The sequence below is a fragment of the Mycobacterium gordonae genome (assembly GCF_001417955.2).
In the GTDB taxonomy this organism is placed as follows: Bacteria; Actinomycetota; Actinomycetes; order Mycobacteriales; family Mycobacteriaceae; genus Mycobacterium; species Mycobacterium gordonae_B.
This window is the reverse complement of sequence record NZ_LKTM01000223.1, coordinates 257,206-271,016: the sequence shown is the minus strand read 5'-3', so window position 1 is coordinate 271,016 and position 13,811 is coordinate 257,206. Positions and strand designations below refer to the sequence as shown.

Annotated in this window: 16 protein-coding genes; 5 read left to right on the top strand and 11 right to left on the bottom strand. The window is 66.6% G+C overall.

Annotated features, from left to right (window positions below; all coding sequences use genetic code 11):
* From mftC to mftA, 3 genes are all read right to left on the bottom strand, one after another.
* On the bottom strand, positions 1–755 hold a 755-nt coding region (gene mftC / locus AO501_RS17430), incomplete at its 3' end, for a mycofactocin radical SAM maturase (protein WP_063892881.1).
* Positions 752–1,075 (bottom strand): mycofactocin biosynthesis chaperone MftB, encoded by a 324-nt coding sequence (gene mftB / locus AO501_RS17425; RefSeq protein ID WP_055578879.1) that lies wholly within the window; start codon positions 1,073–1,075, stop codon positions 752–754. The genes mftB and mftC, both read right to left, overlap by 4 nt.
* Complete coding sequence (gene mftA, locus AO501_RS17420; RefSeq protein ID WP_036352637.1) at positions 1,060–1,149, bottom strand: mycofactocin precursor MftA; 90 nt, start codon at positions 1,147–1,149, stop codon at positions 1,060–1,062. Before mftA ends, mftB begins: the two co-directional genes overlap by 16 nt.
* A 110-nt stretch (positions 1,150–1,259) precedes the next feature.
* Between mftA and mftR the strand changes: the two genes are divergently transcribed.
* The 4 genes from mftR to AO501_RS17400 all read left to right on the top strand — a co-directional run bounded on the left by mftR (position 1,260) and on the right by AO501_RS17400 (position 4,732).
* The gene (mftR, locus tag AO501_RS17415; RefSeq protein WP_156452624.1) at positions 1,260–1,853 is read left to right on the top strand and encodes a mycofactocin system transcriptional regulator; all 594 of its coding nucleotides are present in this window, start codon (positions 1,260–1,262) and stop codon (positions 1,851–1,853) included.
* Positions 1,850–2,899 carry a DUF2332 domain-containing protein gene (locus AO501_RS17410; protein ID WP_055578878.1) on the top strand — a complete coding sequence of 350 codons (1,050 nt, stop codon included), beginning with the start codon at positions 1,850–1,852 and terminating at the stop codon, positions 2,897–2,899. Before mftR ends, AO501_RS17410 begins: the two co-directional genes overlap by 4 nt.
* A 64-nt stretch (positions 2,900–2,963) precedes the next feature.
* A complete protein-coding gene (locus AO501_RS17405; protein WP_055578877.1) occupies positions 2,964–3,479 on the top strand; it encodes an RNA polymerase sigma factor in 516 nt (171 codons plus the stop codon).
* Positions 3,476–4,732, top strand: a complete 1,257-nt coding sequence (locus tag AO501_RS17400) for a VOC family protein (protein ID WP_055578876.1) — start codon at positions 3,476–3,478, stop codon at positions 4,730–4,732. The genes AO501_RS17405 and AO501_RS17400 overlap by 4 nt, the downstream gene beginning before the upstream one ends.
* Here AO501_RS17400 and AO501_RS17395 read toward each other — a convergent pair.
* From AO501_RS17395 to AO501_RS17360, 8 genes are all read right to left on the bottom strand, one after another.
* Complete coding sequence (locus AO501_RS17395; protein ID WP_055578875.1) at positions 4,729–5,904, bottom strand: NAD(P)/FAD-dependent oxidoreductase; 1,176 nt, start codon at positions 5,902–5,904, stop codon at positions 4,729–4,731. The two genes, AO501_RS17400 and AO501_RS17395, sit on opposite strands and share 4 nt — an antisense overlap.
* A 25-nt stretch (positions 5,905–5,929) precedes the next feature.
* Positions 5,930–6,748, bottom strand: coding sequence for a mycofactocin-coupled SDR family oxidoreductase (locus tag AO501_RS17390; RefSeq protein ID WP_082658688.1), 819 nt, complete (start codon positions 6,746–6,748; stop codon positions 5,930–5,932).
* A gap of 157 nt (positions 6,749–6,905) precedes the next feature.
* Complete coding sequence (locus AO501_RS17385; protein WP_055578874.1) at positions 6,906–7,706, bottom strand: SHOCT domain-containing protein; 801 nt, start codon at positions 7,704–7,706, stop codon at positions 6,906–6,908.
* Positions 7,707–7,863: 157 nt separating this feature from the next.
* Entirely contained in the window at positions 7,864–9,054 is a 1,191-nt protein-coding gene (gene tuf / locus AO501_RS17380) for an elongation factor Tu (RefSeq protein WP_055578873.1), read from the bottom strand.
* A 102-nt stretch (positions 9,055–9,156) separates the two neighbouring features.
* Positions 9,157–11,262: an elongation factor G gene (fusA, locus tag AO501_RS17375; RefSeq protein WP_055578872.1), complete on the bottom strand. Its 2,106-nt coding sequence runs from the start codon at positions 11,260–11,262 to the stop codon at positions 9,157–9,159.
* Between the two features lie 99 nt (positions 11,263–11,361).
* Positions 11,362–11,832: a 30S ribosomal protein S7 gene (gene rpsG, locus AO501_RS17370; RefSeq protein WP_055578871.1), complete on the bottom strand. Its 471-nt coding sequence runs from the start codon at positions 11,830–11,832 to the stop codon at positions 11,362–11,364.
* Entirely contained in the window at positions 11,832–12,206 is a 375-nt protein-coding gene (rpsL, locus tag AO501_RS17365; protein WP_055578870.1) for a 30S ribosomal protein S12, read from the bottom strand. The genes rpsG and rpsL overlap by 1 nt, the downstream gene beginning before the upstream one ends.
* Before the next feature lie 363 nt (positions 12,207–12,569).
* Positions 12,570–13,217 carry a TetR/AcrR family transcriptional regulator gene (locus tag AO501_RS17360; RefSeq protein WP_055578869.1) on the bottom strand — a complete coding sequence of 216 codons (648 nt, stop codon included), beginning with the start codon at positions 13,215–13,217 and terminating at the stop codon, positions 12,570–12,572.
* Positions 13,218–13,421: 204 nt separating this feature from the next.
* On the opposite strand from AO501_RS17360, the gene AO501_RS17355 reads away from it, so the two are divergent.
* Complete coding sequence (locus AO501_RS17355; protein WP_055578868.1) at positions 13,422–13,796, top strand: DUF3060 domain-containing protein; 375 nt, start codon at positions 13,422–13,424, stop codon at positions 13,794–13,796.
* Positions 13,797–13,811 lie beyond the last annotated feature (15 nt).

Genomic DNA, 13,811 nt, shown 5'->3' with positions numbered 1-13,811 from the left:
ATGTTCAGCCCGGCCAGCGCGCCCGGCGACCCCAGCGGCGCCAGGTGGAAGAAGGAGTCTCCGGTCAGCACGCCCTCACCCTTGGCCACCAGCCAGTCGTACAACTGCACCTGCTGGGCGGCGGTGGGGTGCAGGTCCTCCCAGACATCAGCGCCGCGCCCTGACGGGCGCAGCCTGGTGATGCGCAACGTGGCTCCGTAACGGCTTGCCAGCGCCGCGAATTCGTCGAGCTGATCCACATTGTGCCGGGTCACCACGACCGAGATCTTGGCGTCGCGGAAACCCGCGGCAGCCAGGTTCTCCAGCGCCCGCACCGCCATGGCGAACGACCCGGGCCCACGAACGGCGTCGTTGACTTCGGCGGTGGCGCCGTCCAGCGATATCTGGACGTCCACGTAGTCGCTGGCCGCCAGCCGGGCCGCCACCTCCGGCGTGATGCGCACGCCGTTGGTGGAGAACTTCACCCCGACATGATGTTCGGTCGCGTAGTCCACCAATTCCCAGAAGTCCGGCCGCACAGTGGGTTCGCCGCCGCCGATGTTCACGTAGAACACCTGCATGCGTTCCAGCTCGTCGATGATGTCCTTGCACTGGCGGGTGGACAGCTCACCCGGATCACGTTTGCCCGACGACGACAGGCAGTGCACACACGCCAGGTTGCAGGCGTAGGTCAGCTCCCAGGTCAGGCAGATCGGCGCGTCGAGCCCGTGCTCGAACTGCTCGATCAGTGCGGGGACTCTGGCTGCGGTGCTCATCGTTCCTCCCGGGGGACCAGCATCGTGGAGCGGGCCAGCACACCCAGTGCGTGCAGATAGGGGCCCTGGTCGGGGTCGTCGACGCCGGCGGCCCGGCAAGCGGACCGGACGTCAGGGTGCTCGCCCAGTGACTTCACCACCGTCAGAATGGTGCGGTTCTTCAGGAACGAGAGTTTGCGGGTGCCGAAGTGATACAGCAGCGCCCCAAAGGGTTCCGGCCGGATCGCCACCTGCGGATGCAGGCGCCAGGCGCTGTCCGGGTCGAACTGCGCGGTCTCCGAGGCCGGCGCGGGCGCGGCCACCGTCAGTAGACCCCGCACATGCCGTCGATGGAAACCTCTTCCACCAGGGTCTCGGTGACGAGCTCGGTCTCAGTCTGGTTTTCGTTGTCCATGGCGGTTGCCTTTCATTGAAGGGACTCGACAATGATGGGTGGTGCTGGTCACAATCACACGATCGTGGCCAGAATATGGCATCGAGTGCCGAAACGGAAGGGCGGGTCTGATGCTGCCGGAGTCGCGGGTGGGCAGGCGCCGCTCGACGACGCCACTGCACATCACCGACGTCGCGATCGACCTGTTCGCCGCGCGCGGGTTCGCCGAGGTCAGCGTCGACGACGTCGCCCATGCCGCCGGCATCGCGCGCCGGACCCTGTTCCGCTACTACTCCTCCAAGAACGCCATCCCGTGGGGCGACTTCGACGCCCACCTCGAGCAGTTGCAGGAACTGCTGGACCGCGTCGATCCACGGGTGCCGTTGCGGGAGGCGCTGCGCGGGGCGCTGCTCGCGTTCAACACCTTCGACGAATGCGAGTCGGTCCGGCATCGCCAGCGCATGCGCGTAATCCTGGAAACTGCTGAGCTGCAAGCATATTCGATGACGATGTACGCGGGTTGGCGGGAGGTGATCGCGGGCTTCGTGGCCCGCAGGTCGGGCGGCAAGACGACCGACCTGATGCCGCAGACCGTCGCATGGACCATGCTCGGGGTCGCGCTGAGCGCCTACGAGTACTGGCTCGGCGACGAGTCGGTCTCGCTGCCCGAAGCGCTCGGTAATGCGTTCGACGTCGTCGGGGCCGCCCTGGACTCACTCGAGTGAGCGATATCGACCATTTGTTGCACACCCTGCGGTCACAGGGCCGGTTCTGCGCGCGATCCGGATCGGCGATGTATGGCGAGCTCTTCGAACTGGTGGCCGGCGATGTGGAAAGCGGCGGAGTCTTCGCGGCCATCCTGGCCGGCCAGGCGGAGGCGTCCTCGGGTCAGGCGGTGCCGCTGCGGTTACTCGGCGGACTGCACCGGATGGTGCTCGACGGGCGGGCGGCCCACCTGCGCCGCTGGTATCCCAGCGCGGGTGGCAGCTGGGACGCGCAGCGCGCCTGGCCCGAGATCCTGCGCGTCGCCGACGAGCAGCCCGACGCGCTGCGGGCGGCGCTGCGCTCGCCGCCGCAGACCAATGAGGTCGGCCGGTCGGCGGCACTGATCGGTGGCCTACTGCACCTTGACAGCGAATTCCAGCTGCCTATACGGCTTTTCGAGATCGGCAGCAGCGCCGGGCTGAACCTGCGTGCCGACCGGTACCACTACCGCTACGCCGGCAATCAGTGGGGACCGCCCGATTCGCCGGTGGTGATCGACGACGCCTGGCACGGTCAACTCCCCCCGGGTGGCCGGCTGCGCATCACCGAACGGTACGGATACGACATCGCACCCATCGACGTGACCGAACCCGACGGGGAGCTCACCGTGCTCAGCTATGTGTGGCCGGACCAGCAGGCCAGATTGACCCGGGTGCGCGGCGCCATCGCGGTGGCCCGCGAGGTACCGGCGCAGTTGGAGCGCCGGTCGGCCGCGGATGCGGTCGCCGGGCTCACCCTGACCGAAGGAGCGCTGACCGTCCTGTGGCATTCGATCACCTGGCAATACCTCTCCGCCGACGAACGCGCGACGGTGCGGGCCGGGATCGACAGCCTGGCCGCGCAGGCGGACGCGCGGAAACCGTTCGCGCACCTGACTCTCGAGCCGGCACGCGAGGGACCGGACGGCGCATTGAAGTTCCTGGTGCGGGCCACGGCCTGGCCCGGCGGGGAGGATCGCGTGCTGGCCGAATGCCACGCCCACGGCGCGCCGGTGCACTGGCAGTGACACCGGCGGAAAGTTTTTCCGATTACCCCGTCGGAATTCGGGCCGCCACAACGACGTCAAGGATGTGAGCGCCCAACCGCACCGCCAGCGCGACGCCGCGAGCGCGCTGCTGGAGCTGTACGACGAAGCGCTGCCGGTGGTCTACGGCTACTTCGTGCGCCGCTGTGGCGACCGGGGGACGGCGGAGGATCTGACGTCGGAGACGTTTCTGGCCGGGATGGATGCGGTGCGCCGCACCGATCCGCCACCGATCGCCATGCCCTGGCTGATGGGAGTGGCGCGGCACAAACTGGCCGACCACTACCGGCGCCGGCGTGACCCGGTGCCGGTGGCCGATCCGCCGGAGCCGGTCGACCCACCCGACGACTGGGATGCCGAGCTGGACCGGTTGGTCGCCGAGAGCGTGCTGGAAAGACTGAGCGACTCACACCGCGCGGTGCTGGTGCTGCGCTACATGGACGACTGCAGCGTCGGTGAGTGCGCCGCACTGCTCGGCCGGACCGTGCACGCCACCGAGGCGCTGCTGGTTCGCGCCAAGAAAGCGTTCCGCAAGGAGTATCCGGAAGGGGGCACGGCATGAGTCTGCGCGATCCGCTCAACGTGCTGCACACCGAAGACCCTCCGGTGCAACCAGATCCGAGCTTCGCCGCGCGGTTGCGGGCACGACTGGAGTCCGCATTGTCACTACCCGAAGGAGTTGTCATGAGTGGTCTCAGCGCAACCATCTCCGAACTGTCCGAACAGCCTGCGGCCGCCCCCCGCCCGGCCGCACTCCCCTATCTGTCCGTGCGGGACGCGCGTGCCGCGATCGACTGGTACGCCGGGGCGTTCGACGCTGTGGTGGTCGGTGAGCCAATCGTGATGGACGACGGCCGAATTGGGCATGCCGAGCTCGAGATCGGAACCGGAGTGCTGTATCTGGCCGACGAGTACCCCGAGTTGGGCTTACGGGGTCCGCAACCGGGCGCCGTGTCGGTCAGCCTGATGCTGCATGTCGCCGATACCGATGCCGCGTTGCGGCGGGCTCGTGAGCACGGTGCGACGGTGCAGCGCGAAATCTATGAGGGGCACGGCGCGCGCAACGCGACCATCGTCGACCCGTTCGGTCACCGCTGGATGCTCAGCGGCCCGGTGGCGACCCCGATCGCCGGAATCAGGCAGGGCGACCTGGGTTACATCTCGCTGCAGGTTCCTGACGTCGAACGCGCCGCTGACTTTTACGCACACGTGCTGGGGTGGACCGTCGACGCGGCGTCGCATCGGGTGACCAGCACCGACCTGCCCACCGACATCCGGGCCGGTGAGCCGGGCATGTTCTGCGGTTACGCCGTCGCCGACCTGGCCGAGGCGCGCGCGGCGATCACCGCGGCCGGCGGGTCGGTCGGTGAGACTCGGCGCAACGAGCACGGCATCACGCTGGAAGCCACCGATCCGCAAGGTGCGCCGTTCGCGGTGTTCGAACCGGCAGCAGGCCGGGAACGTCCGCAGCTCAACGGATCCGGGCCCGGCGAGCTGGCCTACGTGACCTACGACGTGACGGAGTCCGCGGGCTTCCGGGACTTCTACGGGCGGGTGCTGGGGTGGACGTTCGAACCTGGCCGCGTCGCCGACGGGTGGCAGGTGCGCGACGCTCACCCGATGTCGGGCGCCGCCGGCGGGAGCTCGCGCCGCAGCACGGTGCCGATGTGGACCGTCGACGACATCGACGCCGCGGTGGCCCGGGTCCGCGAAGCCGGCGGCACCGTGCTGGACGAGCCGTCCCGCCAGCCGTACGGACTGTCCGCCGAGTGCACCGACGACCAGGGCTCGCGCTTCTACCTGGGGCAGTTCTAGCCGTCCAGCATCTCCGAAATCGGAACGGCTGCTGCGACTTTGGCGCGCACCTTCATGACCTTGCCGGGCAACCCGCCGCCGACCACACCGACCAGGGCGCCGTCGCGTTCGTAGTACGCCAGGAACTTGCGCCCGTCGTCCTCGACGATGTGCACGGTGTCGGTGGCCTCGGGTTCGCCCAGGCACTGGATCTTGACGTCGTACTGATCGCTCCAGAAATACGGGACGACGACCGTCGACGGCACCTCGCGGCCCAGCATCGCGGGCACCACCACCCGGGTCTGGTCGGCCACGTTGCTCCAATGCTCCACGCGCACTTGGTGTCCCGCGGCATCGCGCCAGGAAGCGACATCACCGAGCGCCCAGACGTGCGGGGCGCTGGTGCGGCCGGACTCGTCGCAGACGACACCGTTATCGACCTCGATGCCGCTGCCGTCGAGCCAGTCAGTGGCCGGATGCGAGCCGATTCCGACCACAACGAGGTCGGCGGGAACCTCCGTGCCGTCGGTGAGCACCACCGTGTCGACATGCCCCTGCCCGCGGACCTCGGCCACCCCGGTGCCGGTGCGCACGTCGACACCTTCGTCGCGGTGCAGCCGGGTGACCAGCGCGCCGATCTGCTCGCCCAGCACCGATGCCAACGGCGTCGGCTGCGGTTCCACCAGGACCACGTCGACGCCGAGACCACGCAGGCTGGCCGCGACCTCACAGCCGATGAATCCCGCGCCGACCACCACCGCCTTCTTGGCCGAGGACGCGTGGGTGCGCAGCGCCATGCATTCGTCGAACGACCGCAACACCCGGATGCCGTCCAGGTCGGGCAGGCTCGGGATCCGGCGCGGCACCAGCCCGGTGGCGATGACGAGTTCGTCGTAGCCCAGCGAGGTGCCGTCTGCCAGCGTCACCGTCTGCGCCGCGGTGTCGATGCCGGTCGCCGCCTGCCCCAGGCGAAGGGTGATGTCCTTCTCGTCGTACCAGTCGCGCGGTTTGAGAGCGGTGTCGTCGATCTCGCTGCGCAGCACCTCCTTGGACAGCGGCGGCCGGTCGTAGGGCAGGTGCACCTCGTCGCTGACGATGGTGATGGGGCCGGCGTACTCCGCACGACGCAGTTGCTCGGCGGTCCGGGCGGCCGCCAGCCCGCCGCCGACGATCACGATTCCGTGTGTGCTCACGTGGAGTTCATAGCACGGTAGACAATCAGTACTTCAACGCGCCCTTGTCGACCGGGATCTGGGTGCCGGATTGGGTGCCGGAGCCGTCACCGGCCAGCCAGACGACGACGTCGGACACCTCGTCGGGTGACATGAATCCCTTGTACTGCATGGGCATTGGCGGGAAGGCGTGCACAAACCTCGGGTGTTTGGCGAACACCTGCATCATCGCTTCCGGCTCGATCATCGGGGTGTCGACGGAGTAGGGGTGGATCGAGTTGACCCGGATGCCGTATTCGCCCAGCTCCAGCGCCAGGGTGTTGGTCAGCGCGGTCAGGCCGAACTTGCTGGCCGCGTAGTGGCCGTTGCCGGGCGTCGCCTTCAGGCCGGCCGCGGAGCTGACCACGACGATGGAGCCGCCGTTGCCGGCCTCGATCATGGCCGGGATGGTGGCCCGCAGGGTGCGCCAGGTGCCGGTCAGGTTCACCCCGATGACGGTGTCCCACTGCTCATCGGTGAGTTCCCAGACCCGGCCCCAGCCCAAAACGCCCGCGTTGGCGACCACGATGTCGAGCCGGCCGAACTGCTCGACCCCGTCAGACACCAACTGCCGCACCGCGGCGTCGTCGCGCACGTCGACCTCGCGGGCCAGCACCTTGCGTCCCTCGGCCTCCACCGCGCGGACGGTCTCGGCCAGATCCTCCGGCGTGGCCGGCGGGTAGGTCAGGGTGTCCGAGACCGGCCCGCAGATGTCGGACGCGATGATGTCGGCGCCCTCGCGGGCGAGCCGGATCGCATGGGAACGTCCCTGGGCCCGCGCGGCTCCGGTGATGAAAGCCACCCGTCCTTGAAGTGAATCAGCCACTGGTCCCCTTTCGCCGCTTGCCAGGCTAGCAGCGAAACTGAAACGTGTTCTAGTTAGGTGGCCCGATCGGCGCCAGGGTGCCGCGAATGGAACCGCACCGCGAGATTTCGCGCCAGACTTCGCAGCCAGGTTCCGTTCGTGGACAACCGAGGCGTGCTCAGATCTCGGAGATGATCTGAGCCCGCCGGCTCGCGTACTCCTGGTCGTTGACCACGCCGCTGGCCTTCAGCGATTCCAGCTCCTGCAGCCGGTCGGCGATCGAGCCCTGGGCTTGGGGCTGGGCGGTCTGACCCGCCTGCTGCTGGCCGGCACGGCGCACCACCGCGTGCAGCTGCTGACGGAGAGCCGGATTGGAACGCACATCGACGATGCGGTTGAGCGGGATGTTGTTGGCCTTGAGCAGCTGCAGGATCTCCATCAGCGGCCCGGCCTGGCCACTGAGGTCGTAGGTCCGGTTGTCCTCCTCGACGGTGAACTGCGCGGGCACCAGGCCGTTCACCAAAGCGCTTCGCTCCCAATCGATCCGGTACTCGTTCGTGGTGGGGTCGACCAGGACGACGAGCTTGCGGGCCGTCAGGTTGCCCAGCCGCGTCACGCTCGCGATCACCCGGTCCTCACTGTCGAAGGGCGCGATCCCAGGTCCGGATACGTACAGATGCACCTTGACCACCGGCTGCTCGTTGATCCGGGTACCCGTCTCGCTCAGACCGGTGATCTGCGCCAGCGCCAGCACTCCGGTCTGCTCGAGCGCCTCGTTCTTGGCGGCCGTGTTGACGCTCCAGTACGTCAGCCCGATCGCGATCAGCACGTCGGCGACGGTGATGAGCAGACCGACGTAGAACATCCACGACAGCAGCTGACCGAAGCCGAGGGTGAAGTAGACGACCAGGAAGATCGGTCCGACCAGGCCGCCGCACAACAGCACCAGCAGCTGCATCTTGATGTACCGCGCGAGCATGTGCTTTCTCCTCACTCTGCTCGGGTCGGGTGCCCGAGGATGTCAGATTAGCGCTCGCACGGCCTTTACCGATCACAAGTTTGCCCACCCAGCAGACGCAAAAGCCCCCGAAAACCGAGGTTTTCGGGGGCTTTTACGTCTGGTCGCGCGGTGAACGCTACTTGATGATCTTGGTGACCCGGCCGGCGCCGACGGTGCGGCCACCCTCACGTATCGCGAACCGCAGACCGTCGTCCATGGCGACGGGCTGGATCAGCTTCACCGAGATGTTGGTGTTGTCACCGGGCATCACCATTTCGGTGCCCTCCGGCAACGTCACCACACCGGTCACGTCCGTGGTGCGGAAGTAGAACTGCGGACGGTAGTTGTTGAAGAACGGCGTGTGCCGACCGCCCTCGTCCTTGGACAGGATGTAGACCTGGCCCTCGAACTCGGTGTGCGGGGTGGTGGTGCCGGGCTTGATCACGACCTGGCCGCGCTCGACGTCCTCACGCTTGACACCACGCAGCAGCAGACCGACGTTGTCACCGGCCTGACCCTGGTCGAGCAGCTTGCGGAACATCTCCACACCGGTGACCGTGGTCTTGGTGCTGGTCGGCTTGATGCCGACGATCTCGACTTCCTCGTTCACGTTGACCACGCCGCGCTCCACACGACCGGTGACGACGGTGCCACGACCGGTGATGGTGAAGACGTCCTCAACGGGCATCAGGAACGGCTTGTCGGTGTCGCGCACCGGGTCCGGGATCGACTCGTCGACCGCGTCCATCAGGTCCTCGACCGACTTGACCCAGGTCGCGTCGCCCTCGAGCGCCTTCAGCGCCGAGACCCGTACGACGGGGGCTTCCTCGTCGAAGTCCTGGGCGGCCAGCAGCTCGCGGACCTCCAGCTCGACGAGCTCGAGCAGCTCCTCGTCGTCGACCGCGTCGGACTTGTTCAGCGCCACGAGGATGTAGGGCACGCCCACCTGACGGGCGAGCAGCACGTGCTCACGCGTCTGCGGCATCGGGCCGTCCGTCGCGGCGACCACCAGGATCGCGCCGTCCATCTGGGCGGCACCGGTGATCATGTTCTTGATGTAGTCGGCGTGGCCGGGGGCGTCGACGTGCGCGTAGTGACGCTTCTCGGTCTGGTACTCGACGTGCGCGATGTTGATCGTGATACCGCGCTGACGCTCCTCAGGCGCGTTGTCGATCTGGTCGAACGCCTTGGACTCGTTCAGGTCCGGGTACTTGTCGTGCAGGACCTTGGTGATAGCCGCGGTCAGGGTGGTCTTGCCGTGGTCAACGTGACCGATGGTCCCGATGTTGACGTGGGGCTTGGTCCGCTGGAACTTCGCCTTCGCCACTTTGGTGTCCTCCTGGACTGTTGGTGCTTAAAAAAGCAGTGTTGATTTTTCTGGGTTTTGCCGCGGTGCTAACCGCGTCAGCTTACTAGTCGGGGTTTCCGCTTATTCGCCGGTTGCCTTGGCGATGATTTCCTTCGACACGTTCGCCGGAACTTCGGCGTAGGAGTCGAACACCATGGAGTAGTTCGCCCGGCCTTGCGTCTTGGACCGTAGGTCGCCGACGTAGCCGAACATCTCCGACAACGGCACGTGCGCCTTGACGACACGCGCCCCTGCCCGCTCCTCCATGGCCTGGATCTGGCCACGGCGGGAGTTCAGGTCGCCGATCACATCACCCATGTAGTCCTCGGGTGTGGTGACCTCGACGGCCATGATCGGTTCCAGGATCACCGGCTGTGCTTGCGCCGCAGCCTTTTTCAGCACCTGGGAACCGGCGATCTTGAACGCCATCTCCGACGAGTCCACCTCGTGGAAGGCGCCGTCGAGCAGCGTGACTTTCAGGTTCACCAGCGGGTAGCCGGCCAGCACGCCGTACTGCATGGCGTCCTGGGCGCCGGCGTCGACCGACGGGATGTACTCCCGGGGGATGCGCCCACCGGTGACCTTGCTCTCGAACTCGTAGGTCGCACCGTCTTCGCTGGTGAACGGTTCGATGCTGATCAGCACCTTCGCGAACTGGCCCGATCCACCGGTCTGCTTCTTGTGGGTGAACTCGACCTTGTCGACCGTCCGCTTGATGGTCTCCTTGTAGGCGACCTGCGGCTTGCCGACGTTGGCTTCCACCTTGAACTCGCGGCGCATGCGGTCCACCAGGATGTCCAGGTGCAACTCGCCCATGCCACCGATCACGGTCTGACCGGTTTCGGCGTCTTGGTGAACCTTGAACGTCGGGTCTTCCTCGGCGAGCTTCTGGATCGACAGGCTCAGCTTCTCCTGGTCGCTCTTGGTCTTCGGCTCGATGGCCACCTCGATGACCGGGTCCGGGAACGTCATCGACTCGAGCACGATCTGGTTGTTCGGGTCGGACAGCGTGTCGCCGGTGGTGGTGTCTTTCAGGCCGATCACCGCGTAGATGTGACCCGCTGACGCGGTCTCCACCGGGTTCTCCTTGTTGGAGTGCATCTGGAACAGCTTGCCCAGACGCTCCTTCTTGCCCTTGGTGGCGTTGATGACCTGGCTGCCCGAGTCGACCTTGCCCGAGTACACCCGGACGTAGGTGAGCTTGCCGAAGAACGGGTGCGTCGCCACCTTGAACGCCAGCGCGGAGAACGGCTCGTCGGTCGACGGCTTGCGCACGATCTCCTCGTCCTCTTTGCCTGGCGGGTGCCCGATGGCCGGGGGCACGTCCAGCGGCGAGGGGAGGTAGTCGATGACGGCATCCAGCATCGGCTGCACGCCCTTGTTCTTGAACGCGCTGCCGCACAGCACCGGGTACGCCTCGGAGGTGGTGGTGAGCTTGCGGATCGCGCCCTTGATCTCGGCGACCGTGAGCTCTTCTCCACCGAGGTACTTCTCCAGCAGCTCCTCGTCGGTTTCGGCGACGGCCTCGAGCAGCTTGGTGCGGTACTCCTGTGCCTTGTCGGCCAGGTCTGCCGGGATGTCAATGGTGTCGTAGGTCTCGCCCAGCTTGGTTTCGCCCCGCCACACCTTGGCCTTCATCTCGACCAGGTCGACGACGCCCTCGAAGTCCCCTTCGGAGCCGACCGGCAGCTGGATCGGAATGACGTTGGCGCCGAGGCGCTCCTCCATGGTGCGCACGGAGAAGTAGAAGTCCGCGCCGATCTTGTCCATCTTGTTGACGAAGCAGATGCGCGGTACGTCGTACTTGTCGGCCTGGCGCCAGACCTGCTCGGACTGGGGCTCGACGCCCTCCTTGCCGTCGAACACCGCGACCGCACCGTCCAGGACGCGCAGCGAGCGCTCCACCTCGACGGTGAAGTCGACGTGGCCGGGGGTGTCGATGATGTTGATCTGGTTGTCGTTCCAGAAGCAGGTGGTCGCCGCGGAGGTGATGGTGATCCCGCGCTCCTGCTCCTGCTCCATCCAGTCCATCGTGGCCGCGCCGTCGTGAACCTCACCGATCTTGTAGCTGATGCCGGTGTAGTACAGGATGCGCTCGGTCGTCGTGGTCTTGCCGGCGTCGATGTGCGCCATGATGCCGATGTTGCGGACCTTCGTGAGGTCGGTCAGCACGTCCTTCTGTGCCACAGAAGTCTTCCCACTCTTTCGTTGCTCAGTTAACTATCGGATGCGCCAGCGCTCACCCTGGTGTCGCCGCCCTGGCGGCTCCGGCGCCGGCACACTGCTCTACCAGCGATAGTGCGCGAAGGCGCGGTTGGCCTCGGCCATCTTGTGGGTGTCTTCACGCCGCTTGACGGCGGCCCCGAGGCCATTGCTGGCATCCATGATCTCGTTGGCCAGACGCTCGACCATGGTCTTCTCGCGACGCTGCCTCGAGAAGCTGACCAGCCAGCGCAGCGCCAGCGTGGTCGACCGGTCCGGGCGCACCTCGACGGGCACCTGGTAGGTGGCACCGCCGACGCGGCGGCTACGCACCTCCAGCGCGGGCTTGACGTTGTCGAGCGCGCGCTTGAGGGTGATGACCGGATCGATGCCGGTCTTGTCCCGGGCCTGCTCGAGCGCACCATAAACAATGCGTTCCGCCAGCGATTTCTTCCCCTGCAGCAGAACTTTGTTCACCAACTGGGTCACCAGCTGCGACCCGTAGACCGGGTCGTTGACCAGTGGACGCTTGGGCGCGGGTCCCTTGCGCGGCATCAGCTCTTCTCCTTCTTGGCGCCGTAGCGACTGCGAGCCTGCTTGCGGTTCTTCACACCCTGGGTGTCGAGCGAACCACGAATGATCTTGTAGCGCACACCGGGGAGGTCCTTCACCCGGCCGCCACGCACCAGCACCATCGAGTGCTCCTGCAGATTGTGGCCCTCGCCCGGAATGTAGGCCGTGACCTCAACCTGACTCGTCAGCTTCACACGAGCGACCTTCCGAAGCGCCGAGTTCGGCTTCTTCGGAGTGGTGGTGTACACGCGGGTGCACACGCCACGGCGCTGCGGGCTGCCCTTCAGAGCCGCGGTCTTGACCTTGGCGACCTTGTCTCGGCGACCCTTGCGGACCAGCTGATTAATGGTTGGCATCTACCGGCTTTCTGTGTTGCTGTTCTTCGTGCGGTGTTCAAAAGTCTCTGGTACTGCAGTTATGGCCCCGCCGCGGAATAACTTCATCACCCCGCGGCCGGGCGTGTCGCATGCGCTTGCCCGGAATACTTCATCCGTCGCATTGTGGACACGCGAATTGGCCCGGCATTTACGCCCGCTACTTCAGGCGCCGTTAGCCGCCAGGCACGAGGTCCCACAATACCCGCCCGGAGTCTGGCAGGTCAAAAGCGCCTGCCATGCGGTCACCCCGAGCGGTCTTCGGCGCCGCGCGAGCGTGATGCTGGCTGCACGATCGGGCCCGCACGTGCGGCCAGCTTCACGTTCGGGCCGCGTGCGAAGGCGTCAATTGCTGCTGTCCAGGGCCTGCACCGTGCGCCGATCCATGCCGGCCGCCAGTCGCAGCACCATGTCGGTGAACACCGCGTCGGTGTCGATCTCATCCATCACACCGGTCATTTCCAGCAGCACGAACCCGTGCATCGCCGACCAGAACTCGAGCGCCGCATAGAAGGCCTCCTCGCCCTGCAGGCCGTACGACGACAACACCGCGATGACGGGCGCGGCCGCCCCGCGGGTCACCGCCGTGTATTCAGGGTCGTCGCCACCCAGCGGCATCCGGGTGAACGCCGAGTACCGCCCGGGGTGATGGTGTGCGTAGCTGCGGTAGGCGCCCGCCATGACCAGGACGGCGTCGTCGCGCGAACGACCTTCCCCCACCCGGTTGAGCATGGTGATGATGTCGTCGATGACCCGGATGCGCACCGCGCGGCGCAGGTCCTCGAGGCTGTCGACGTGGTTGTAGAGCGACGGCCCCTTGGTCCCCAACTGGGTTGCCAGGGCATTGATGGTCAGGGAGTCCCAGCCCTCCCGGTCCAGGAACGTCAAGGCACCGTCGACGATGCCCTCGCGGCTGAGCTTCGCCTGGCGGGCTCCCGACTTTGCGCCACGCGCACGGCCGCCACCCGACGGTGGCTCCGGCTGAGCTGCCATGGCGTTCACCCTTCGCGCGACGTGAGAGCTAACTAATGACTCTAGTTGACCGCACCGCGACCGCCGGGTGCGGCGCTCCCTGGTGCCGGCGGCGCGCGGCTTTCCGGATAAATGCACACGGGGCTGTCGTCACGCAGTTAAATGCACGTAATCTCAATCGAGGTCTCGTCGAGCAGACGACCCGCCCAACGAAGGGGGCCCGCAGTGAAATGGACCACCGTGGGAACGCTGGCTGTCTGTGCCGCGTCCGTCGTTGCCATACCGGTCGCGCCGGCTCCGGCGGCGCACGCCAAGAACGGCGACACCCATGTCACCGGGCAGGGCGTCGAGACGACGATCGACTGCGGCGACGCCACTCTCATCGTCAACGGGACTAACAACATCGTCACCGCCCTGGGAAGCTGCTGGGCGGTCACCATGATGGGGACGGGCAACACGGTCATCGCCGACACCGTCGTCAACGACATCACCGTCTACGGCTACGACGGGACGGTGTTCTACAAGAACGGCGATCCCGTCATCTGGGACCGCGGCCGCGAACTGGGGATGGTCAACCGGATCCAGCGAGTCGGGCCCTGAACCGGCAAGTGTGAC

What these genes read in the sequence shown, in the direction of transcription:
- mftA (WP_036352637.1), bottom strand. Translation starts at nt 1,149, where the DNA reads ATGGACAACGAAAACCAGACTGAGACCGAGCTCGTCACCGAGACCCTG.
- mftR (WP_156452624.1), top strand. Translation starts at nt 1,260, where the DNA reads ATGCTGCCGGAGTCGCGGGTGGGCAGGCGCCGCTCGACGACGCCACTG.
- AO501_RS17400 (WP_055578876.1), top strand. Translation starts at nt 3,476, where the DNA reads ATGAGTCTGCGCGATCCGCTCAACGTGCTGCACACCGAAGACCCTCCG.
- AO501_RS17385 (WP_055578874.1), bottom strand. Translation starts at nt 7,706, where the DNA reads ATGCTCGCGCGGTACATCAAGATGCAGCTGCTGGTGCTGTTGTGCGGC.
- rpsG (WP_055578871.1), bottom strand. Translation starts at nt 11,832, where the DNA reads ATGCCGCGCAAGGGACCCGCGCCCAAGCGTCCACTGGTCAACGACCCG.
- rpsL (WP_055578870.1), bottom strand. Translation starts at nt 12,206, where the DNA reads ATGCCAACCATTAATCAGCTGGTCCGCAAGGGTCGCCGAGACAAGGTC.
- AO501_RS17360 (WP_055578869.1), bottom strand. Translation starts at nt 13,217, where the DNA reads ATGGCAGCTCAGCCGGAGCCACCGTCGGGTGGCGGCCGTGCGCGTGGC.